The organism is Streptomyces sp. NPDC088197, from assembly GCF_044741185.1.
GTDB lineage: Bacteria > Actinomycetota > Actinomycetes > Streptomycetales > Streptomycetaceae > Actinacidiphila.
Genome location: NZ_JBIUSD010000001.1, coordinates 884817 through 906145, shown reverse-complemented (window position 1 = coordinate 906145; position 21329 = coordinate 884817). Strand labels below are relative to the sequence as shown.

The window sequence follows — 21329 nt, the reverse complement described above, 5'->3', positions numbered from 1 at the left end:
CCATCCCCCTCCCCCCGCCCCCGCCAGCACCCCGAACCGGGACCGGTGGGGGTTATTCGAAGAACTTCAGGCTGAAGCCGGTGTTGGAGGTGGGGCCGGGGACGTTGGCGCGGGAGTAGGTGGTGTTGCCCCACCAGCAGAAGGTGCCGGTGAACCAGTAGCGGTTGGACCAGGAGTAGGGGGTGCCCTTGGGGACGGCGGTGAACATGAGGGGGAAGCGGGGGCCGGCGGGCGGGCTGGTGCCGATGTCGCCGTTGAGGAGGACGAAGCTGTGGGAGCCGGGGCCGTTGACGTAGAGGGTGGGGTCCCAGCCGGACATCATGGTGGCGGCGTGCGCGCCGAACAGGCAGCCGTTGGACTTGTACCAGTCCCAGACGTACGTCGGGTCACCGCCGGAGCGCAGCCGCAGATCGGCCATGCAGTACTGGTCGCTCCAGCTCCCGTTGGCCGAATAGACGATGTGGAGCTGCCCGTTGGGGTCCTTGACGGCGGCGGGCGCCTCGTTGATGTACGGGTTGCCGACGACGCGCTCCCAGCTCTCGCGCGGCTGGGAGATGATGTAGCGCGCGCCGGTCGGCGTGGTGGGGCTGCTCATCCGGACGATGTACAGGTTCTGTTCAACGTTCGTGTCGCCCGCCCAGCCCGACCAGACGAACCAGCGCTGCCCGTTGAAGGTGAAGAGGTTCCCGTCGATGGCCCATTTGTCGTTGGGCAGGGCCAGTTGGGTCTCGGCGCCGTAGCCGCTGTCGGCGGTCGCCGAGCTGATGACGTACATCCGGTGCGCGGCTCCGGCGCCCGACGTGAAGTAGATGTAGTACCGGCCGCCGTCCACCACGATCTCCGGGGCCCACACCTCACCGCGGCCCTTGGTGTCCGACCAGACCTTGCGGGAGGCCGCCGCGCCGAGGGCGTCGGGCGACGACGCCTTCCGTACGGCGATGCCGCCGCCCGACGTCTCGGCCGAGATGTACGTGCTGCCGACCCGGATCACGCTCGGGTCGGCGTTGTGGATGGTGGTCTGGGACGCCTGGGCGGGCGCGGAACACAGCACGGCCAGCAGGGCGAGTACGGCCGCGAGGGCTGCGCACACTGTGCCGGCCAGGGCACCCCTGCCGGTGCCGGACGAACCGGCCGGGCCGCTGCCGGACGAACCGGCCGGGTCACCCCCGGACCAACCGCCCAGACCGGTGCCGGACGAACCGCCCCGGCCGCCGCCTGCCAAGGCACTGTGGAGACTTCGCAGAAGCTTCATAGTCCCGTTCCATGGTCGGGCCTCCCCTTCGACGCCGGGCGGGCGGTGGAGCGCCCGCCGAGGGACGACGTCCGGTCAGAACCGCATCGGAGGGGGGAACTTGGCGCTCTGACCGCTTGAATCCCACCGTTTCCACCGCTCCCGCACAAGGGTCAACACCGGTGGTAGCACGTTCCAACAGCATCGCGAGTGACCGTGGGCATGTCAATCACCCAAGGCGGTACGACTCGGCCGGTCAACCCGTACTCCCCCGCGCCCCATTGACACCATCCGCCCCGGATCACCATCATGTGCACGCCACACGTGTTCGCGTATGCCGCAAATGCCCCCTCCGCACGCACCACCGCGCAGCCGGACCCGCCCTGCCGGGGCACCGCCAGAGCACGCCCAGAGCGCCACCGGCAGCACGGCCCGCCCCCCACCGGACCGTCAGGAGAAGCCCCGTGCCCAACGTCGACCGTCGAAGGTTCCTGCAACTCGCCGGAGCCACCGCCGCCGCGTCCGTCCTCACCGGCGGCATCGCCAAGGCCGCCTCGATCCCGGCCGCCGCGGGAACCGGCACCCTCCAGGACGTCGAGCACATCGTCGTCCTGATGCAGGAGAACCGCTCCTTCGACCACTACTTCGGCACCCTGCGCGGCGTGCGCGGCTTCGGCGACCCCCGCCCGGCCACCCTCCCCAGCGGCAAGTCCGTCTTCCACCAGGCGGACGCCGCCGGGCACGAGACGCTCCCCTTCCGGCCGAACATCGACAACCTCGGCCTCCAGTTCCTCCGCGACCTCGACCACAGTTGGTACGGCACGCACCAGGCGTGGAACGGCGGCAACTACGACCGCTGGATCCCGGCCAAGACCACCACGACGATGGCGCACCTCACCCGCCAGGACATCCCGTACCACTACGCGCTCGCCGACGCGTTCACCATCTGCGACGCCTACCACTGCTCGATGCTCAGCTCCACCGACCCCAACCGGTACTACATGTACACGGGTTACTCGGGCAACGACGGCAAGGGCGGCGGCCCGGTGCTGGGCAACGAGGAGGCCGGGTACGGCTGGACCACCTTCCCCGAGATCCTGGAGCGGGCGGGCGTCTCCTGGAAGGTCTACCAGGACACCGGCACCGGCCTGAACTCCGGCGGCGGCTGGGGCTGGACGAGTGACCCCTTCATCGGCAACTACGGCGACAACTCCCTGCTGTACTTCAGCCAGTACCGCAACGCCCAGTCCGGCAGCGCCCTGTACGACAAGGCCCGCAACGGCACCTCGGCCCGCAACGGCGACGGCTACTTCGACCGGCTCAGGGCCGACGTCGTGGGCGGCAAACTCCCCCAGGTGTCCTGGATCGCCGCCCCCGAGGCGTTCTGCGAACACCCCAACTGGCCCGCCAATTACGGCGCTTGGTACATCTCCCAGGTGCTGGACGCGCTCACCGCCGACCCCGACGTGTGGAGCCGTACCGCCGTCTTCCTCACGTACGACGAGAACGACGGCTTCTTCGACCACGTCGTGCCGCCCTTCCCGCCCGCCTCCGCCGCGCGCGGGCTGTCCACCGCCGACGTCACCCAGGACCTCTACACCGGCGGGATCTCCGGTTACGCGGCCGGGCCGTACGGGCTCGGGCCGCGCGTGCCGATGCTGGTGCTCTCGCCCTGGAGCACGGGCGGCTGGGTCTGCTCGCAGACCTTCGACCACACCTCGATCGTGCAGTTCATCGAGAAGCGCTTCGGTGTGCGCAACCCGAACGTCTCGCCCTGGCGCCGCGCGGTCTGCGGCGACCTCACCGCCGCCTTCGACTTCACCCGCAGCAACGCCGCCGCGCCCGCGCTCCCCGGCACCGGCGGCTACGTACCGCCGAACCACAACAACCCCGGCGACTACGTCCCCACCCCGCCCGCCACCGGCGCCGTCCCGCGCCAGGAACCGGGCCTGCGCAACGCCCGCCCGCTGCCGTACGACCTGGCCGCCGACACCCAACCCGCGGGCGGACGCTTCCAGTTCACCTTCCGCAACTTCGGCACGGCGGGCGCCGCCTTCCTCGTCACCTCAGCGGTCCGCTCCGACGGCCCGTGGCCGTACACCGTCGAGGCGGGCAAATCCCTGGTCGACACCTGGCTGATGCCCGCCGCCTCCGACCGCTACGACTTCTCCGTCCACGGCCCCAACGGCTTCCTGCGCCGCATGGCCGGCACCGCGGGCTCCATCGGCCCCGAGGTGACCGCCCGCCACACCCCCGCCACCGGCCAGGTCACCCTCGTCTTCAGCAACCCCACCGGCGCCCCCGTCACCTTCAACGCCACCGACGCCTACGCCCCCACCGCCCACTACACCTACACCGTGGCCGCAGGCGCCTCCCGCACCGTCCCCGCCTGGGGCGTCCCGGCCGGCAACCACTGGTACGACATCACCGTCACCACCACCACCGACCCCGCCTACCTCCGCCGCTTCGCCGCCCACGTGGAAACCGGCACCCCCAGCACCAGCGACCCGGCAACATCAACGACCTGAGGGCCCCGCGGCGGCGCGAGTCCGTCCGGATCCCGCGCATCCCGGTCCGCCGGACGAGCCATGGGTCTGGTCCGCCCGGCTGAACCGCCCGCCGCGGACGGTCAGTTGTTGATGGTCTGGATCTCCCGGACCGTCACCTCTCGCGGGTCGCCGACCCTGCCGTCGGGCAGGGCGTAGGGGCCGCCGCTCGAACCCGTCCAGCTCACATGCCAGTTGACGGAGACATTGAGCTGGTACGGCGGGGTGTTCTGCGTCGAGCGCAGGTACGTCACGCCGCAGGGAGGGGCTGCCTTCGGGTCGCCGTTGTAGGCGGCGCCGACCTTGCCGTCGGGTCCGATCGGGCAGTCGCCGGAGGAAGGGAAGACGGTGGCGTCGGAGGTGCCGGGGGTGATGTGCACGGCGGACGGCTCCGCGGTGGTCTCGGCCCAGATCTCCCGGCCGCCGCCCAGGTCCACCGACGCCCGCACTTTCACCGGCGTGTACGCCTGTCGCAGGGTCACCCAGGTGGGGATGTTGACCGTCTGCGGGCCCGCGGGATTGGTCACGATCCTCACGCCGGGTACGTGGGTGTGGGCGAAGGCGAGCTTGGAGAGCATTTCCGGGGTGATCACATGCCCGGTCCCGGCAGGCGGCATCTGGCCGTTGGGCACCCACCTCGGCGTCTGGTCGTTGCAGCCCATCTGCGCCGACGGGTCGGCGTCCGGATTGACAGTCACCAGCCACCACATTCCCTTGCCGGCCTCGGCGCTGTTGAAGTCCTTGTAGCCCTTGTCCCCGCCGGGGTAGTCCAGCCCGTTCTGGTAGTGGTCCCGGTCCATCCCCATGGCGGTACGGAAAGTGCCGTGCACCTGGGGCAGTTCGTCGTTGAAGTTCTTCGTGTACTCCGCCTTGAACTGCTCGGGGGTGTACTTCGGCCCGAACCAGCAAGGCGGCGGCGCCCAGTTGACGTTGACCGACGCCAACGGTCGGCTCGCGCCGCTCGGCCTGCCCGTGGGATACGTCAGCCGGTACCCCTGGGCGATGGCCTCCAGGTTTCCGCCGCTGTCACCCGAACCCTTTCCGCCCGAACCCTTTCCACCCGACGGCGGCAAACCGGTGTCGTCGAAGGCGTAACCCGGTGCCGCCGCGAGTAACACGATGAGCGCCGCGAGGGGCAGCGCGCGGCGGAGTGACCCCGTACCCGTCATTGCTTGCACTCCAACGCCCTTTCCTTGGTGGTGATCGACTGTGCTCGCCAGAGCTGCGTGCCGGGCCGGAACAGGCTGAGCACCAGTTGGTACGACACGTAGTTGCGGTCGTCAGCGCCGGTGACGTGCACCTTCCCGGTCCCGATCTCCTTGCTGAACAGCTTCGACTGGTCCTCGCAGAAGGTGACTTCGGCCGCCGAGTTCTTGGCGAGGAGCTTGACGGCGGGCCGGAAGAAGCGGTCGGTACCGGTCACCGTCTTCTTCGCGTCGATGTGCATCTGGACGTACTGCTTCGCGTAGCTGTACGCGTCGCCCTCCGCGTACGTGTTCAGGGCCCCGCCCTTCACGCTCTGCTCGACCACGCCGTGCGTCATCGACTGCATGAAGTCGGCCGACGCGGTCAGGACCCCGGCCTCGGCGTCGTCCGCCGGAAGCCGCCAGTCGAAGTCGAGCTTCAGGTCCGCGGGGAGCGCGAGCGCCGGGTCGACGGTCAACACCCCACCCGTCGCCGTAGGTTGCGCCGATGTCGCGGTCGCCGTCGCTGTGGCCGAGGGCGCCGTGGTCGGGGAAATCTTGCTGTCGCCGCCACCTGAGCCGCCGCCGCAGGCGGAGAGCGTCAACGCGGCGGTCGCCGCGAGAGCCGCGACGGGAAATGCTGAGCGGGCTCGCATGGTCGAAGTCTCCCGATCGGTTGTCCGTGAGCACCGTTCGGGGCGTCGGCGAAAAGGCCCCCTCGGACCCCGCACGCCTGACCCCCCGTATCCGCCACCCACGGTAGCGAAGAGAACGCGTGAGGTTCGAGAGTGCTCCCGCGCTCAGCGCGTCACGATCGCGTCACTGCGCGGGGAACACGACGGCTGCGGTGCCGGCATCCGGAGTCACAGGGCGATCAGGCCCGCTGGGGTGGGGCGGAAGCCGCAGGTGTCGAGGTAGAAGGGGCGGAGGTGGGGCTCGAAGTCGACGTGGAGCCATTCGCAGTGGGCGGCGCGGGCGTGGTGGGCGGCGGTGGCGACGAGGTGGGCGCCGACGCCCTTCGAGCGGTGGGGCCGGGAGACGACGGTGTCCAGGAGGAAGGCGTGGGCGCCGCCGTCCCAGATGACGTTGACGAAGCCGATGAGGCGGGTGTCGTCGTGGGCGCAGACCCAGCCGAGGCTGTGGCGTTCGAGGCGGGCGCGCCAGTCGGTGCGGGCGGGCGGGCCGCCGAAGCCGTCGGCGTGAAGGGAGTTGAGGGCTTCGTTGTCGACGTGGCCGCGCCACTCGTAGGTGATCGTCACGCCGCGATCGTACGGTCGGCGCGGGCGAAGGTGACGGTGACGGCCAGGCCGCCGGGGTGGGTGGGGCGGGCGGTGAGCGTGGCGTGGTGGGCGGTGGCGATGGAGCGGACGATCGCGAGGCCGAGTCCGTGGCCGGACGCGGGTGAGGCGCTGGTGCGGTCGGGGGCGAGACGGCGGAAGGGCTCGAAGAGGTCGGGCACGCGGTCGGCGGGCACCGGTTCGCCGGTGTTGGTGACCGTGAGGGTGTCGTCGGCGAGGTCGAGGGAGACGGCGCCGCCGGGGTGGTTGTACTGGACGGCGTTGCGGATCAGATTGAACAGGAGGTGCCGCAGCAGGACCGGGTCGCCCTCGACGCGCAGCGGCCGGTCGGCGGTCACGGTGAGCCGGACGTCCTTCTCCTGCGCCAAGTGGCGCAGCTCGCCGGTCAGTTGACGCGCCAGCGGTACGAGGTCGACCTGCTCGGTACGTTCGAGGCCGCGGTCGCTGCGGGCGAGCAGCAGCAGCGCGTCGATCAGCCGCTCGGCGTCGCGGTTGACGGTGAGGAGGTCGTCGCGCACGTCCGCGAGGCCGTCGGGAAGCGGGTCGGCGAGGCCGACTTCGAGGCAGGCGCGCTGGACGGCCAGCGGGGTGCGCAGTTCGTGGGAGGCGTTGGCCACGAAGCGGCGCTGGCCCTCGAAGGACTTCTCCAGCCGGTCGAGCATCGTGTCGAACGTGTCGGCCAGGCGCTGGAGTTCGTCGGCCGGGCCGCTCAGTGCGAGGCGTTCGTGCAGGTTCTGCTCGCTGATCCGGCGGGCGGCGTCCGTCACGGCCGCGACCGGGCGCAGCGCCCGCCCCGCGAGCCACCAGCCGGTGGCGGCGGCCAGCACCGTCACAAGCACCAGGCCGATCGCCGACCACAGGATCATCTGGTGCAGCGCCGCGTCCTGCACGGCGCCCACGGTCCAGTGCAGCGCGCGGATCGAGATGCCGTCGCCGGTGCCGCCCGTGCCGCCCGCGCCATCGATGGCGCCCGTGCCGCCCGAGCCGCCGTGGGGTACGACGGGTCCGGTGTAGCCGGTGGGTGCGTACGTCGCCGCGTCCGTCGGTCCCCCGGTGGCGCGGCTGACCCCGATGCCCTGCACCTGCCGCGTCGTCCCGTAGCGCGCCAGCACCACGACGAACGCCAGCAGCGCCGTCCCCGAGAGGAGGAAGAGCCCGGCGAAGGCGGCGGCCAGCCGGGCCCGGAACGTCAGGTGCGGGCGCGGGGGCCTGATCAGCGGCACAGCCGGTACCCCTCTCCGGCGTCCGCCACAATCACGTCGGGCGGGCCGAGCTTGCCGCGCAGGCGGCTGACGGTGGCGCGCACGGCGCTGGTCCGCGGGTCCAGGTGCTCGTCCCACACGGACCGCACCAACTCCTCCTGCGTGACGGCCTCGCCGCCCGCGCCGACCAGCGCGTGCAGCACCGCGAACTCCTTCGGCGTCAACTCGACCGCCCGCCCGTCGATCCGCGCCTCGCGCCTGGCGGCGTCCACCGTGATGCCCTCGTACGCCACCACGACAGGCGGCGCCTTCAGCGCCCGGCGGCTCAACGCCCTGATCCGCGCCACCAGTTCGGCGAAGTCGAACGGCTTGGCCAGGTAGTCGTCCGCCCCCAGCCGCTCCAGCCCGTACACCCTGTCCTCGACCCCGCCCGCCGCCGTCAGCATCAAGATCCGCGGCGGCGCCGCCATCCCCCGCACCCTCCGGCACACCTCGTCCCCGCTCAGCACCGGCAGATCCCGGTCGAGCACGAGCACGTCGTACTCCGTGACCCCGCACATCCGCTCGGCCGCGTCCCCCGACACCGCCAGGTCCACCGCCATCGACTGCCGCCGCAGCCCGATCACGATCGTCCGCCCCAACACGTGATGATCCTCGGCCACCAGAACTCTCATGCGGGCCAGGGAAACACGGGGGGCCGTAGGCGGAGATAAGCGTGCGTCCTCCGGACGGGTCGCCGAAGAACCGGCAGGCGCCGGAGCCGGGGCTCGACCGGCGGCGCCGGTACGTGGCCGGCGGCGCCGGTACGTGTCAGTCGGTGCCGGTACGTGGCCGGCGGCGGCCCGCCGGGCGCGGGAGCCGTAGGCGCTACGCGGTACACGCGGGCGGTGGCCGCCTGCCGGACGAGGACCCGCGGAACCCCTGCGGTACGCCGTGCGCGCGGCGGTCGGCGACGCAGGACCGAAGGCGATACGGGGCCAGGTCCGCCGCCTGCCGGACGTCGGCAGACGGCCGCCGACGTGCGGCGTGGGCGGGGGCTTATGGGAACGTAACCGGGTTTATGCCGCTGCGCGGGGGCGGCTGGTGTGCTCGGCGCATGAACTTCGTCAAGCGGGCAGCGTTCAGTCTGGTGGCACGGGCGGGGAAGGCCGCGCTGTTGCTGGGCGTGTTCGGGGTGATCTGCACGCTGCTGCTCGGGGGGTTCCTTCTCAGGGGGGCGACGGAGCGGCGGGAGGCGGAGACGCAGCGGCGGGTGGGGGTGGACGTCACCGTGCGCGGGGACGGGCTGACCTCGGCGGTGGTCGGGCGGCTGGGGACGTATCCGCTGGTCGAGCGGTACAACGAGCTGCTGCGCGCGGTGACGGTCCCGCCGCCGGGCCTGGCGGCCGTGGTGCCGGAGGGGACCCCGGGCGGCGGCGGCAAGGACGGGCTCACGCTGAACGGCGTCCGCGCGTCGGACACGCTCCTCGACTTCGCCACCGGCCGGGTCCGTGTCGTGGCGGGCCGGGGCATCACCGTGGCGGACGCCCGCCGCAAGGTGATCCTCCTCGAACGGCGGCTGGCCGCGAAGCACGGGCTCGCGGTGGGCGACACCGTCGAGCTGGGCGGCGCGGGCGGGCGGCGGGAGCCGTTCGAGGTCGTGGGGCTCTACCGGGACACGCGCCAGGACCCGCCGCAGTGGACGTCCGCCGCCGACCTGGGCGCGAACCAGGTGTACGTGCCGGTCGCCGCCGTCACCGCGCTGGGGCTCGGGGCGAAGCCCACGGAAGCGGTCTTCACGATCGGTTCGCCCGACCGGGCGGAACCGCTGCACGCGGAGGCGGTACGGCTGCTGGGCCCGAAGGGCTTCCGCTTCGACGTCAACGACAAGGCGTACCGCGACCAGGTGCTGCCGCTGCGGCGGGTCGGGGCGTTCGCGGGGGCGCTGGTCTGGCTGATCGCGCTGTGCGGCGCGGCGATCCTCGGGCTGGTCGTCCTGCTGACGGTCAAGGAGCGGCGGGCCGAACTGGGCATGCTGCTGGCGCTGGGCGAGCGGAAGTGGAAGCTCATCGGCCAGCACACCGTCGAGGTGACCGTGCTGCTGGTGCCCGCCCTCGGGGTGGCCGCACTGGCCGGGCAGTCCCTCGCACACCGGGCGGGCGAGACGCTGCTGGCCCGCGAGCAGTACGGCGGCGCCGCGTCCCGCCCCGGCGGCTCCGCGTCCGACGAAGCCGACGCGTCCAATGAATCCGCCGCGTCCCACCCCGGCACCGCGCCCCACGAAGCCGCCGCCCTCGACGACACCCCCGCCGTACCCGACATCCGCATGAGCGCGGGCGACCTCGGCAAGGTCGCCGGAATCGGCCTCGGCATCGCGCTCGTCTCCACGGTCCTGCCCGGCGTCGGAATCCTGCGCCTGCACCCCCGCTCGATCCTCACCGACACCGAATAGCCGCACCGCGAAATCCCGACGCCCACGCCCACGCCCACGCTCACACCCACGCCCATGCGCACGCCCTGACCCATGCGCACCACCACCGACCCCCCAAGAGGCCGACTGTCATGAACTTCGTCAAACGCGCGGGCCTGAGCCTGTGGTCCCGCAAAGGCAAGACCCTGATCACCCTGGGCACCTTCCTCGTCGTCTCCGCCATGGTGCTCGGCGGCGTCCTCATCAAGTCCGGCACCGCGCGGGCGACAGAAGCCGCCAGGCAGCGGCTCGGCGCCGAGGTCACGCTCGGGGCGGACATGGACGCGCCGTTCACCGGACAGGCACCGACCATCGGCGCGGACGTCGTGGACCGGATCGGCGCGTCCCCGCTGGTGGAGAAGTACACGTACAACTCCTTCGACGGCACACGGCTGTTGAACGGCGCGAGAACCGCCACCGGCAAGCCCCTCGCCCCGGACTACCCCGCGAACTCGACACTCGCCTTCGGTGTCCTGGACTCGACGCTGATGCCGCACTTCAGCGACGGCACCTGGACGTTGCTGTCGGGGCGGCCGATCACGGCGGCCGACCGCGAGGACGACAGCGTCCTCGTCGAGGAGCGGCTGGCGAAGAAGAACGGCCTCGCGCCCGGCGGCACGCTCACGCTCGGCGAGAACGACCCGAATGGCAAGCGCAAGGCCGTCTTCACCGTGAAGGGCGTCTACCGCGACCCGTCCGACACCGTCGACAGCGAGTACGGCATCGCGCCCGGCGACCGGCTGATCGTCCCGGCCGCCGCGCTGAGCAGGCTCAACTCCGACGGCAGCGGCGGAGCGCCGCAACTCCAGCGCGCCACCTTCCGGTTGAAGGACCCGGCGACGTACGACGCCTTCCGCGCGCAGGCGGAGCGGACGGCGGGCGACGCGCTGCACGGCCTCGCCTTCGACCTCAACGACAAGGCGCTGCGGCAGATGACCGGCCCGCTGCGGAGCATCACGTCCTCCGCGACGGCGGCGATGTGGCTGATCGGGGTGGCCGGGGCGCTGGTCCTCGGCCTGCTCGCCACCCTCGCGGTCCGGCAGCGGCAACGGGAGTTCGGCGTGCTGCTCGCGATGGGCGAGAGGAAGTGGAAGCTCGTCGCCCAGCAGGCCGTGGAGATCACCGTGGCCGCCGCGCTCGCCGTCGGGCTCAGCGCGCTGTTCGCCCAGAGCCTGACGCAGAAGGCGGGCGACTCGCTGCTCAGCGGCGAAGCGGCCTCCGCCCAGCGGAAGATCGACGCCTGGCAGCCGCCGCCCCCCGGCTCCACCGGCCTCAAGGAAGGCATCGACATGAACGACAAGCCGGTCGAGGGCGCCGTCCCCATCGACTCGATCACGGTACGGCTGTCGCCGTCCGACCTCGCCACCGTCGCGGGCGTCGGCCTCGGCATCGGCCTGCTCGCCACCGCCGTCCCCGGCGCCGCCGTACTCCGGCTCACCCCGCGCACGATCCTCACGAAGGGCAAGTGACCTCATATGAAACGGAATTCGGGCACCTCGCGGACTCCGCGCGAGTCCCGGGACGCCGCTGCGGCGGCAGGCGCGACCCCCGACGCCGCCTCCGACGCCGCCTCCGACGCCGTCCCCGCCGCTCCCCCCGTCCTCCAACTCTCCGCCGTCAGCCACACCTACCAGGGCCAGCGGCGCAAGACCACCGTGCTCCGGCAGATCGACGTGTCCTTCGAGCGGGGCACGTTCTCCACCATCCTCGGCCCCTCGGGCAGCGGCAAGACCACCCTGCTCAGCCTGGCCAGCGGCCTGGACAGCCCCACCACGGGCACCGTCCGCTTCGACGGGCGGGACATCGCGTCCATCGGCCTCGGCCGCTACCGCAACAAGCACGCCGCCACGGTCTTCCAGCAGTACAACCTGCTGCCGTACATGACGGCCCTTCAGAACGTCGTCACCGCGATGGAGATCACCGGCGCCAGGCCCGCCACCGGGCGGCGCAAAGCCCGCGCGCTCGACATCCTGGCCGGCGTCGGCCTCGACCCCGACGCCGCGCACCGCAATGTGCTCAAGCTCTCCGGCGGGCAGCAGCAGCGCGTCGCCATCGCCCGGGCCCTGGCCTGCGACGTCGACATCCTCTTCGCCGACGAACCCACGGGCAACCTCGACGAGGACACCGCCGACAGCATCATCGACATCTTCCGCGACCTGGCGCACATCCAGCACAAGTGCGTCATCGTCGTGACCCACAGCCAGACCCTCGCCGCCCGCTCCGACCGCACCCTCACCCTCCGCAAGGGCAAAGTCACCACGACGCGGGCCGCCTGAGCCTGTCAGTGGCTCCCTATAGCGTCAGCCCATGACCGAAACCTCGACGCTGGACCCGCTCACGTTCTTCGAGTACGACCACGACCCGGGCAACTACTGCCTGCTGCTCAGCGACACCGACATGGTCCCCTTCATGGACGTCTTCGAGGAGTGCGAGCAGTACGGCAGCGGCTACGGCTGGACGGGCGTCGCCCGCTCGGCCATCCGCTCCCGCGCGCCCGAACTCCTCGACCGCGTCTCCTTCGACCCCGAAGCGGGCATGTTCGTCGCCTACGGCACGGACCCCGAAGCGCTCCAGGCCCTGGGCGCCCTGCTCAAGGAGGCCCTGACCGACAAGGCGGTCCTCAAGCACCTGATAGAGACGGGCGATCCGGCCTGGTTCGACTGAACTAGGCCGCCGCGGGGCCCCGTTCCCCCGCCGACCGCCCACGCCCACCGCCCACCGCCCTCCGCCCTCCGCCCGTGACGGACCCCCGAACCCCCGGACCCCCGGAATCACCGCATCCGCGTCAAGAAGTCGTATGAGACGTGTAAATTGGTCGCTGGTGTGCCGGGAAGTCTGGTCGGCGAATACGAGAGAACTCTCTTCGCTGATCGGGGGCACCGTCCGTGGTAATCGTGACGTGGATGCGGGCGAAACACGCGGTGCCGGATGAGTGACTGGCACGCGTGGGCGGCCGTCGCCGTCTTCTTCGGGACCTACGCGCTGATCATCAGCGAACGCGTCCACCGGGTCGCGGCCGCTCTCGGCGGCGCCGGACTGATGCTCGCGATCGGCGCGACCGACGACGTCTCCGCCTTCTACTCCGAAGACTCCGGCATCGACTGGAACGTCATCTTCCTGCTGCTGGGCATGATGATGATCGTCGGCGTGCTCAAGCGCACCGGCCTCTTCGAGTACCTGGCGATCTGGTCGGTGAAGCGGGCGCGGGCCAAACCGTTCCGCGTGATGGTGATGCTCATCGTCGTCACCGCCACCGCCTCCGCGCTGCTGGACAACGTGACGACGGTGCTGCTCGTCGCGCCCGTCACCCTGCTGGTCTGCGAACGCCTCGCCCTGCCGTCCGCGCCGTTCCTGATCGCGGAGGTCTTCGCCGCGAACATCGGCGGGGTCGCGACGCTCGTCGGCGACCCGCCCAACATCATCATCGCCAGCCGCGCGGGCCTGACCTTCAACGACTTCCTCGTCCATCTGGCGCCGCTGGCCGTGGTGTTGGTGCTCGTGCTGATCGGCCTGTCACGCGTGATGTTCCGCTCGGCGTTCGACGGGGACGCCGACCGCGCGCTGGCGGTCATGGCGCTGGACGAGCGCGAGGCGATACGCGACCCGCGGATGCTCAGGCAGGGCCTGGCCGTACTCGCCCTCGTCATCGCGGGTTTCGTCCTGCACCCGGTGCTGCACCTCGAACCGAGCGTCGTGGCCCTGCTGGGCGCGGGACTGCTCGTCGCGGTGTCCCGGGCGAACACCGGCGAGGTGCTGACCGAGGTCGAGTGGCCCACCCTCGCCTTCTTCGCCGGGCTGTTCGTCATGATCGGCGGCCTGATCGACACCGGCGTCATCGGCCAGGTCTCCGACGCCCTCGCCAACGCCGTCGGCGACCGGGAACTCGGCGGCTCCATGCTGATGCTCGGCGCGTCCGCCGTCCTGTCCGGCGTCGTCGACAACATCCCGTACGTCGCCACGATGGCGCCCGTCGCCGCCGACCTCGTCCGTCACCTGGGCGGCGACCCCGACCACGTCATGTGGTGGGCGCTGACCCTCGGCGCCGACCTCGGCGGCAATGCCACCGCGATCGGCGCCTCGGCCAACGTCGTCGTGCTCGGCATCGCCGAACGCGCCCGACAGCCCATCTCGTTCTGGCAGTTCACCCGCTACGGCCTGGTCGTCACCGCCGCCACCGTCGCCGTATCGGCCCTCTATCTGTGGCTGCGCTACTTCGCGCTGGCGTGACCGCAAGCTGTACCGGAAGCCGTAGCGGAAGCCGTACGGGACCGGGAGCTCACGTCGTCGTGCAGACCGTGCCGTTGAGGGTGAAGACGGTCGGCGGGGGCGCCGCGCCGTCGTTGGCCCCGGTGAAGCCGAAGGAGGCGGAGTTGCCGCCGTTGGCGGCGAGCGTCGCGTTCCAGTCGACCGGGGTGGCCACGACCTGCCTGCCGGTCTGCGTAACCTTGGAGTTCCAGAAGCCGGACACGGACTCGCCCGCGCTGGGGAAGGCGAAGGCGAGCGTCCAGCCGGTGATCGGGCTCGGGCCGGTGTTGGTGACGGTCACCTCGGCGTTGAAGCCGTTGCCCCAGCCCGCGGTGGTGCGGTAGCCGACCTGGCAGGTCGAGTGGGCGGGGGTGCCGGTGCGTACGGTCACCGGGTCGGACGGCGGCGACAGGCGGCCGTTGGCGTCCCGCGCCAGGACGTTCCAGGTGAAGGTCGTACCGGGCGTGAGGTTGTGGACGGTCGCGGAGGTGCCCGTGCTGTCGGCCAGCAGCTCACTGACCGTGCCGACCTGCCGGTAGACCTCGTAACGGGTCACCGCGCCGCCGGTCGACGGCGTCCAGCTCACGGTGGCGGTGGTGTCCCCGGCCGCGGTCACCTTCGGCGCGCCGGGCGCGGTCAGGGCCGAGCCCGTACCGGCCTTGGGGTGCAGGGTGACGGTGGTCAACGAGTAGGGGAGCAGCGTCTGTTGGGCGCTGTAGGCCGACGTGACGGTGTCGATCGCGGCGGCCTGGTCGCGATAGGTGTCCACGGTCACCCCTGCCGACGTGTCGGGGGTGAAGCCGGTGTAGTGCAGGGCCACGGTCCGCGCCGCCGACGGGTCCTTGTTGATCAGCAGCACGCTCAGGTCGCCGTTCGCGCGGCGCACGGCGTGTGCCGCGACCGTCGCGGCACCGCTGCCCGCGCCGACCATCCGGTCCCCCGGTCGCCCGAGCCGGCTCAGCATCTGGATCGCGTAGTACGGCGGGAACGGCGTGTTGAGCGCGGGCTCGCAGACCGTGCCGACGCAGTTGGCGCTGGACAGCACACCCCAATCGCCGTAATCGGTGGCGCCGTTGGGCGACGTCGAGATCTGCTGGGCGCCGTTGTGCGTGTCCCACCAGTCGACGGTGAACACCCCGTTCTGAAGGGCGGTCAGATACGCGTCGGCGCCGAACAGCGCGTTCGGCTGCGTGTCCACGTCCCGGCCGCCGTTGACCTCGGTGAGCGCGATGGGGGTGTCGCCCGCGCCCGCCGCGGTCAACTGGTCCTTCAACTGGCCGAGTTCACCGGCGAGCTGCGAGGGCGTGTTGAGCATCTGCGCGGTGTCCGACGTGCTCGGGTACCAGTGCACGATCACGAAGTCGGCCTTGCCCGCGATCAGCGGGATGACCGTGTGGTTCCAGTCGGCGCTCTCGCCGTCGGCCATCACCCCGTCCGGCCAGTTGCCCGGCATGGTCAGCACCGCGCCGACCTTCACCGTCGGGTCCACGGCCTTCATCGCCGACACGTACTGGAGCACGTTGTTCGCGTACGCGGCGGGCGACTTGTCGGCGTGGTCGTCCTGCTCCCAGCCGGAGCCGTAATGCCCGTTCCCGTACAGCTCGTTGCCCACCTCCCAGAACTTCGCGCCGTACCCCTTGGTGACGTTGGCGTACCGCACCCAGTCCGCGGCCTCCTGCGGTGTGCCGGAGCCGTAGTTGGCGATGAGCATCGGCTGGGCGCCGATTTTCTTGACCGTGCCCATGAACGCGTCGAAGTCCGTGCCGGGCGCCACGTATCCGCCGGGCGCGGTGTTCGTCCGCCAGTGGTAGATGTCGCCGTACGAGCCGCCGGGGTAGCGCAGCATTCCGACGTCGGCGGCCTGGAGCAGGTCCTGGACCTGCGGCTCGTTCATCTGCGCGTCCCACACGGCGCTGTTGAGGCCGTACGCCGTGCCGGGGATCGTCCCCAGGCCCTCGTTGGCGTTGACGGTGACGTCCGCGGGCGCCGCGGGCGGGTCGTCGGCCCGCGCGGTGGCGCCGCCGAGCAGCAGCGTGCCGAGGAGCGCGGCGGCGGAGGCCGCGGCCACGAGCGGGCGGCGGCGCCCGCGTAAGGGCTGGGGGCCGGGGGGCATGACAAGACGCACGGCGTACTCACCTTCGGGAGGCGGGATGTGGGGGGTCGTGCCACGTACGCGTGGGAGCGCTCCCACAATGCGGGCGACCGCTCCCACTGTCAATGGTTCACACGCCCCCGTCCGGGGCGGTGGCCGGGCGCGACGCGGGTCGCGCGGCGGTTCACGCACGCGGAAAAGGTCGTCTCGCACGGCGACCGGCGCGTCGAGCACCTCAGCGGCGACGGCACCGTCCGCGCCACGGTCGCCTTCGCGCCGGGCGAGGCGTCCGTCACCCTCCACGGCTACGCCCCCCGCAAGCCCGCCGTGGCCGCCACCACCGGCGCCGTCGGCTGCGTCGGCTGCGTCGGCTACGTCAGCGCCGTCGGCTACGACACCGGCACCGAGCTCTTCCGCTTCACCGCCACCGCCGACCCCGGCGCGTCGGGCGGCAACCGCGCGGCGCTCTCCGTCACGGCTCTCCATCACGCCCTGATTCCCGGGGACCGGCCCGCGCGGACAACGCGTATTCAGCGGGGCCGACCGGCCGGTCGGTCCCGCTCTCGCGTCCGCGCGCGAGATCTCCCGTGGGTACGCATGTTTGAAAGGCGCGGGCCGGTAAAGGCGGTTGTCGACAGGGACTTTCCGGGGGACAGAAGGGGAAGAGGGCGTCGTGGGAATTCTCGCATGGATCATCATCGGATTGCTGGCCGGGGCTATCGCCAAGGCACTGATGCCGGGGCGCGACCCGGGCGGTGTCATCGTGACGATGGTCATCGGCATTCTCGGAGGACTGCTCGGCGGCTGGCTGGGCAAGGTCATCTTCCACGTCCACTCGATCAAGGGCTTCTTCCATCTGTCCACGTGGATCGCGGCCATCGTCGGCTCGCTGATCCTGCTGGTGATCTACCGCGTCGTGACGGATCGACGCCGCGCCTGAGCCCCAGGCGCTCGCGGCCCGCTGATTGGCCGCTGAATCCGGGGGCAGAAGACACTTCAGGAGGTTGATCGTCATGGCAGCGTTGCTCATCGTTCTTCTACTGGCGCTGGTTCTCATCGGCGCAGGCTTCGCCGTGAAACTGCTTTTGTGGATCGGTATCGTGGTACTGGTCCTGTGGGCGCTGGGATTCCTGCTGCGCTCGACCGGCCCGAGCGGCACTCGTGGCCGCTGGTACCGCTGGTAAACGGCCAGGAAGCCAAGCGAAACAGGAAAAGCACTCAGAAAAAACGGCACGGCACAGAGCCAGGAAAGAGGAATTCATCATGAGCGACAGCGACAAGGCGAAGGCCAAGGTCGACCAGGTGAAGGGCAAGGCCAAGGAGACCGTCGGTCACGCCGTCGGCAACGAGAGCCTTGAGGCCGAGGGCCGTGCCGACCAGGCCAAGGGCGATGTCCGTCAGGCCGGCGAGAAGGTCAAGGACGCCGCCAAGGACGTCTTCCACAGCAACAAGAGCGACGACTGAGGGCTGAAGCCCCCGCCTCGCCCCTCGCGCCCCCCAGGAGGATCACCTCCCGGGGGGCGCGCGTGTGTCCGCGTACACCCGTCCGTGTACGCCCGTCCGGGTGGTCTCCGAACGGGTGCGGGCGGGACGGCGCACACCCCCCTCGCAGCTCCCCGCGCACCCTTCCGCGCGCACTCCCTCGATTGGCCCCGCGCACGCTCCTTCGCACGGCGCACGGCGCACGGCGCACGGCGCACGGCGCACGGCGCACGGTCACGGCCCGTCGCCCCACGCGCACCACCAGCCACTCACATTCGGCTGAAGATGCCATGGACACGACACTCTCGCGGAGTTAGCGTGGCACCCGCTCACGTTTCGGCGACGTTACGCAGGCGCAGTTGGACAACGTTGTCGAGGCGGGATTCGGGTCGATTCCGGCACCACCGGCCCCACCACGCACTCCCCCTTCCCCCAAAAGGACTTGGAGTTGTCGCTATGAAGCGATCGGCTGCTCTCCTCGGCGCGTTAGCACTCGCCGCGACCGCCTGGACGGCGGGCACGGCGCACGCCGCGCCGGCCTCGCCCGCGGGCGTCCGTCAGACGTCCGTCACCGCCGCGCAGCAGAGCGCGGCGGAGCGTTTCTGGACACCCGAGCGCCTGCGCGGCGCGAAGGACGTGACCGATCTGCCCGCCGCCACGGGCACGGCCGCCACCCGTACGACGGCGGCGCCCGCCGCCGCGGGTTCCCGCGTGGCGGTCCCGCCGGTCGCGGGGCCGCGCACGACGGCGGGCGGCCGGGTCACCCCGATGTCCTCGCCCGCCGCGTGGAACGGCGGCGGCCTGATCAGCACGACCGCGGGCAAGGTGTTCTTCCAGAACTCCTCGGGCGGCACCTTCGCCTGTTCCGCGACCGTCGCCAACGCCGACAACAAGTCGGTGGTCCTCACCGCGGGCCACTGCATCGTCAACGCGGGCACCGGCGAGTCCTACCAGAACTGGGTCTTCATCCCCGGCTACAACCACGGCAACCGCCCGTTCGGCACCTTCTCCGCCCGCGTCCTGTACTGGTGGTCCGGCTATGTCTCGACGGCGGGCAACGCCAACTGGGACTTCGCCTACGCGGTGGTGAACACCGTCAACGGCCGTTCGCTGGTGGACACCGTGGGCGCCGAGGGCATCGCCTTCAACTCGCCGACCGGCCAGCACGTGCACTCCTTCGGCTACGGCGGCTCGGACGCCGAGGGCAACGGCGAGCAGCTCAACCACTGCGAGGGCACGGAGTATCCGGACGCCGGGCGCGGCGACTCCACGATGTGGGGCATCGACTGCGTGCAGACCGGCGGCTCCAGCGGCGGCGGTTTCCTGTCCAACTTCGACACGGGCGCGGGCACGGGGTACCTGGTCGGCAACATCAGCGTCAGCTCGGGCAACAACGAGTACCACCCGTATTTGGGCGACGAGGCCCTGACGACGTATCAGGCGGCGGGCGCGGCGTGACGCTGCCGCGGCACGGTCCCCGCGCGGCCTGACGCCGGGGCGGCCTGACGCTGGGGCGGCCTGACGCTGGGGCGGTCTGTCTCTGGTGCCGCCTGACGCGGGCGCGGCCCGGCACGGAAGTGGCTCCTGATGTGCGGGCGTTCGCGCCGGGCGGGGACCTCCCGTCCGGCGCGAGCGCGCACCGAGGCGTGAACCGGGCATTCACCTGACGTCGGCGCGCAGTTCACCGGTGACCGACAGGTTCAGGACCATGACATCACGCACTTCAGGACGCTTCTCCCGCAAGCGCACCCGGATCGTCGTCGCGATCGGCGCCACGCTCGTCGTGGTGGGTACGGGCACGGCCGCCGCCCACACCGCGGGCTGGATCTCGGCTCCCTCGCACGACTTCGGCGCGACCGCCGACACCTTCTCCGGCCACGGCCAGGTCACCGGCAATGTGCTGCGGAACGACGTCGGCGCGACCGCGGTCGTACGGCACACGGACCCGAAGGACGGTACGGCGACGGTCGACGCGGACGGCTCGTTCACGTACACCCCGCGCCCCGGCTTCACGGGCACGGACACCTTCACGTACACGACGACCGACGCCGTGCGGCTCTTCAAGGACACGCGGCGCGACGGGTCGGCGCTGCCGCCGCTCGCCACGGTCGCGGGGCCCGGCGGCACGACCACGCGCATCTCCGGTGAGGGCTACGGCTCCTCGCTCGCGCCGGTGCCGGGCAGGCCCGGGCACTTCTACGGCCTGACCGACCGCGGTCCGAACGCCGACGCCCCCGACGGCAACAAGTCCGAGATGCTGCTCGACTTCACGCCGCAGATCGGCGAGTTCCAGCTCGTGGACGGCAAGGCGAAGCTCCTCAAGCAGGTCACGCTGAAGGGCCCGAAGAGCCGGGGCGGCGTCCCCTACAGCGGGCGTCCGCCGCACGACACGAGCGAGACGATCGACGACGTCAACGCGACGAACGCCAACGGCGGCAAGCCCGTTCCCGTCGCCAGGGACCCGTACGGCTACGACTCCGAGGGCCTGGTCGCGCTGCGCGACGGCACCTTCTGGGTCTCCGACGAGTACGGCCCGTACATCACCCACTTCGACGCCGACGGCTACGAGTTGGGGCGGCTGACCCCGTACCGCGACAGCGCCGACAACGCCTTCCACAAGATCGTCGGCTACCTGCCGGCCGAACTCGCGTACCGCGTCAAGAACAAGGGCATGGAGGGGCTGACGGTCACGCCGGACGGCTCGACGCTGGTGGGCGTCATGCAGTCCGCGCTCCAGCAGCCCGACCTCGGCGGTACCAAGGCCGGGAATGTGGCGGCGACCCGGATCATCACCGTCGACCTCCGTAACTACAAGGCCAAGCAGTACCTCTACCTGCTCGACAACCCGGCGACGACCGGCGCCGCGAACAGCGAGATCACCGCGCTGTCGAACACCACGTTCCTCGTCGACGAACGGGACGGGAACTACGAGCCGTTCGCCTCCAAGACGCTCTTCCAGGTCGACATCAACGGGGCCACCGACGTCAGCGGCCTGACCCTCGGCGGCAAGTCCCCCGAGGCGCTGGTCGGTACGGGCGGCACCAACGCGGCCCTCACCGCGCTCACGGCCGCGGGCGTCAACGTCGCCCAGAAGCAGCCCTATCTCAACGTCGGCACCCTGGTCAGCCAACTCGACCCCACCGGTGCCTTCTTCGCCCACGACAAGGTCGAGGGCGTCGCCACCGCCGACGCCGGCCGGACCCTCTACCTCTCCAACGACGACGACTTCGGCATCGACAGCATCGCCGTGGACCCGGACGGCACCTGGACCGTCCACCAGAAGGTCCTCCCGCCCACGTCCAAGCCCGACAACGGCGAGATCCTGAAGGTCGACACCACCAAGCTCCCCGCGGTCCTCAAGACCGTGACGGTGACCGTCCGCGTGCGCTGACCCGCACCGGCATACGCCCATACGCCCGTACGCCCTCGGGCCGCCCGCTCGGGCAGAGCGGGCGGCCCGGCGGCCCGGCGGCCCGGCGGCCGGGCGGCCGGACGAACGGCTGGCGGTCGGCGGTCGGCGGTCGGCGGTCGGCGGTCGGCGGTCGGACGAACGGGCCAAGCGGAGCCCGGCGTTCTCCCTTGGCCGAACGGGATGTGCCG

The 21329-nt window shown here is 71.3% G+C and carries 18 protein-coding genes; 11 read left to right on the top strand and 7 right to left on the bottom strand.

What is annotated here, in order from left to right; translation table 11 throughout:
* Positions 1-52: 52 nt before the first annotated feature.
* Positions 53-1252: a glycoside hydrolase family 43 protein gene (locus ACIOC1_RS03990; protein WP_401851663.1), complete on the bottom strand. Its 1200-nt coding sequence runs from the start codon at positions 1250-1252 to the stop codon at positions 53-55.
* 443 nt (positions 1253-1695) lie between these two features.
* Between ACIOC1_RS03990 and ACIOC1_RS03985 the strand changes: the two genes are divergently transcribed.
* On the top strand, positions 1696-3759 hold the full coding sequence (locus tag ACIOC1_RS03985) for a phosphocholine-specific phospholipase C (protein ID WP_401851661.1): 2064 nt from the start codon (positions 1696-1698) through the stop codon (positions 3757-3759).
* Positions 3760-3860: 101 nt separating this feature from the next.
* Here the strand turns inward: ACIOC1_RS03985 and ACIOC1_RS03980 are convergent, their stop codons facing one another.
* The 5 genes from ACIOC1_RS03980 to ACIOC1_RS03960 all read right to left on the bottom strand — a co-directional run bounded on the left by ACIOC1_RS03980 (position 3861) and on the right by ACIOC1_RS03960 (position 8135).
* Positions 3861-4946, bottom strand: a complete 1086-nt coding sequence (locus ACIOC1_RS03980) for a hypothetical protein (protein ID WP_401851658.1) — start codon at positions 4944-4946, stop codon at positions 3861-3863.
* Positions 4943-5440, bottom strand: coding sequence for a hypothetical protein (locus ACIOC1_RS03975; RefSeq protein WP_401305754.1), 498 nt, complete (start codon positions 5438-5440; stop codon positions 4943-4945). Before ACIOC1_RS03975 ends, ACIOC1_RS03980 begins: the two co-directional genes overlap by 4 nt.
* A gap of 384 nt (positions 5441-5824) precedes the next feature.
* Positions 5825-6220: a GNAT family N-acetyltransferase gene (locus ACIOC1_RS03970; RefSeq protein WP_355340012.1), complete on the bottom strand. Its 396-nt coding sequence runs from the start codon at positions 6218-6220 to the stop codon at positions 5825-5827.
* Positions 6217-7482: a sensor histidine kinase gene (locus ACIOC1_RS03965; protein WP_401851655.1), complete on the bottom strand. Its 1266-nt coding sequence runs from the start codon at positions 7480-7482 to the stop codon at positions 6217-6219. The genes ACIOC1_RS03970 and ACIOC1_RS03965 overlap by 4 nt, the downstream gene beginning before the upstream one ends.
* Positions 7473-8135, bottom strand: a complete 663-nt coding sequence (locus ACIOC1_RS03960; protein WP_401851653.1) for a response regulator transcription factor — start codon at positions 8133-8135, stop codon at positions 7473-7475. The genes ACIOC1_RS03965 and ACIOC1_RS03960 overlap by 10 nt, the downstream gene beginning before the upstream one ends.
* Positions 8136-8557: 422 nt before the next feature.
* Here ACIOC1_RS03960 and ACIOC1_RS03955 point away from each other — a divergent pair, with 422 nt between their 5' ends.
* The 5 genes from ACIOC1_RS03955 to ACIOC1_RS03935 all read left to right on the top strand — a co-directional run bounded on the left by ACIOC1_RS03955 (position 8558) and on the right by ACIOC1_RS03935 (position 14137).
* Positions 8558-9892, top strand: a complete 1335-nt coding sequence (locus ACIOC1_RS03955) for an ABC transporter permease (RefSeq protein ID WP_401851651.1) — start codon at positions 8558-8560, stop codon at positions 9890-9892.
* Positions 9893-10002: 110 nt separating this feature from the next.
* Positions 10003-11379: an ABC transporter permease gene (locus ACIOC1_RS03950; RefSeq protein ID WP_401851649.1), complete on the top strand. Its 1377-nt coding sequence runs from the start codon at positions 10003-10005 to the stop codon at positions 11377-11379.
* 6 nt (positions 11380-11385) lie between these two features.
* Positions 11386-12186 carry an ABC transporter ATP-binding protein gene (locus tag ACIOC1_RS03945; RefSeq protein ID WP_401851647.1) on the top strand — a complete coding sequence of 267 codons (801 nt, stop codon included), beginning with the start codon at positions 11386-11388 and terminating at the stop codon, positions 12184-12186.
* Positions 12187-12217: 31 nt separating this feature from the next.
* A complete protein-coding gene (locus tag ACIOC1_RS03940; protein ID WP_391041687.1) occupies positions 12218-12574 on the top strand; it encodes an Imm51 family immunity protein in 357 nt (118 codons plus the stop codon).
* A 264-nt stretch (positions 12575-12838) separates the two neighbouring features.
* Positions 12839-14137 carry an SLC13 family permease gene (locus tag ACIOC1_RS03935; RefSeq protein ID WP_401717455.1) on the top strand — a complete coding sequence of 433 codons (1299 nt, stop codon included), beginning with the start codon at positions 12839-12841 and terminating at the stop codon, positions 14135-14137.
* A 49-nt stretch (positions 14138-14186) separates the two neighbouring features.
* Here the strand turns inward: ACIOC1_RS03935 and ACIOC1_RS03930 are convergent, their stop codons facing one another.
* Positions 14187-16280 carry a cellulose binding domain-containing protein gene (locus tag ACIOC1_RS03930; RefSeq protein WP_401851644.1) on the bottom strand — a complete coding sequence of 698 codons (2094 nt, stop codon included), beginning with the start codon at positions 16278-16280 and terminating at the stop codon, positions 14187-14189.
* 640 nt (positions 16281-16920) lie between these two features.
* Between ACIOC1_RS03930 and ACIOC1_RS03925 the strand changes: the two genes are divergently transcribed.
* The 5 genes from ACIOC1_RS03925 to ACIOC1_RS03905 all read left to right on the top strand — a co-directional run bounded on the left by ACIOC1_RS03925 (position 16921) and on the right by ACIOC1_RS03905 (position 21120).
* On the top strand, positions 16921-17187 hold the full coding sequence (locus ACIOC1_RS03925) for a GlsB/YeaQ/YmgE family stress response membrane protein (RefSeq protein WP_355339983.1): 267 nt from the start codon (positions 16921-16923) through the stop codon (positions 17185-17187).
* 73 nt (positions 17188-17260) lie between these two features.
* Positions 17261-17431, top strand: a complete 171-nt coding sequence (locus tag ACIOC1_RS03920) for a hydrophobic protein (protein ID WP_355339981.1) — start codon at positions 17261-17263, stop codon at positions 17429-17431.
* A 79-nt stretch (positions 17432-17510) separates the two neighbouring features.
* Positions 17511-17711 (top strand): CsbD family protein, encoded by a 201-nt coding sequence (locus ACIOC1_RS03915; RefSeq protein WP_355339978.1) that lies wholly within the window; start codon positions 17511-17513, stop codon positions 17709-17711.
* Positions 17712-18185: 474 nt separating this feature from the next.
* Positions 18186-19187, top strand: a complete 1002-nt coding sequence (locus tag ACIOC1_RS03910; protein ID WP_401851641.1) for a trypsin-like serine peptidase — start codon at positions 18186-18188, stop codon at positions 19185-19187.
* 250 nt (positions 19188-19437) lie between these two features.
* Positions 19438-21120 carry an esterase-like activity of phytase family protein gene (locus tag ACIOC1_RS03905; RefSeq protein WP_401851638.1) on the top strand — a complete coding sequence of 561 codons (1683 nt, stop codon included), beginning with the start codon at positions 19438-19440 and terminating at the stop codon, positions 21118-21120.
* Positions 21121-21329 lie beyond the last annotated feature (209 nt).

What these genes read in the sequence shown, in the direction of transcription:
- ACIOC1_RS03945 (WP_401851647.1), top strand. Translation starts at nt 11,386, where the DNA reads ATGAAACGGAATTCGGGCACCTCGCGGACTCCGCGCGAGTCCCGGGAC.
- ACIOC1_RS03950 (WP_401851649.1), top strand. Translation starts at nt 10,003, where the DNA reads ATGAACTTCGTCAAACGCGCGGGCCTGAGCCTGTGGTCCCGCAAAGGC.
- ACIOC1_RS03935 (WP_401717455.1), top strand. Translation starts at nt 12,839, where the DNA reads ATGAGTGACTGGCACGCGTGGGCGGCCGTCGCCGTCTTCTTCGGGACC.
- ACIOC1_RS03960 (WP_401851653.1), bottom strand. Translation starts at nt 8,135, where the DNA reads ATGAGAGTTCTGGTGGCCGAGGATCATCACGTGTTGGGGCGGACGATC.
- ACIOC1_RS03990 (WP_401851663.1), bottom strand. Translation starts at nt 1,252, where the DNA reads ATGAAGCTTCTGCGAAGTCTCCACAGTGCCTTGGCAGGCGGCGGCCGG.
- ACIOC1_RS03910 (WP_401851641.1), top strand. Translation starts at nt 18,186, where the DNA reads ATGAAGCGATCGGCTGCTCTCCTCGGCGCGTTAGCACTCGCCGCGACC.
- ACIOC1_RS03980 (WP_401851658.1), bottom strand. Translation starts at nt 4,946, where the DNA reads ATGACGGGTACGGGGTCACTCCGCCGCGCGCTGCCCCTCGCGGCGCTC.
- ACIOC1_RS03915 (WP_355339978.1), top strand. Translation starts at nt 17,511, where the DNA reads ATGAGCGACAGCGACAAGGCGAAGGCCAAGGTCGACCAGGTGAAGGGC.
- ACIOC1_RS03920 (WP_355339981.1), top strand. Translation starts at nt 17,261, where the DNA reads ATGGCAGCGTTGCTCATCGTTCTTCTACTGGCGCTGGTTCTCATCGGC.
- ACIOC1_RS03940 (WP_391041687.1), top strand. Translation starts at nt 12,218, where the DNA reads ATGACCGAAACCTCGACGCTGGACCCGCTCACGTTCTTCGAGTACGAC.
- ACIOC1_RS03955 (WP_401851651.1), top strand. Translation starts at nt 8,558, where the DNA reads ATGAACTTCGTCAAGCGGGCAGCGTTCAGTCTGGTGGCACGGGCGGGG.
- ACIOC1_RS03905 (WP_401851638.1), top strand. Translation starts at nt 19,438, where the DNA reads ATGACATCACGCACTTCAGGACGCTTCTCCCGCAAGCGCACCCGGATC.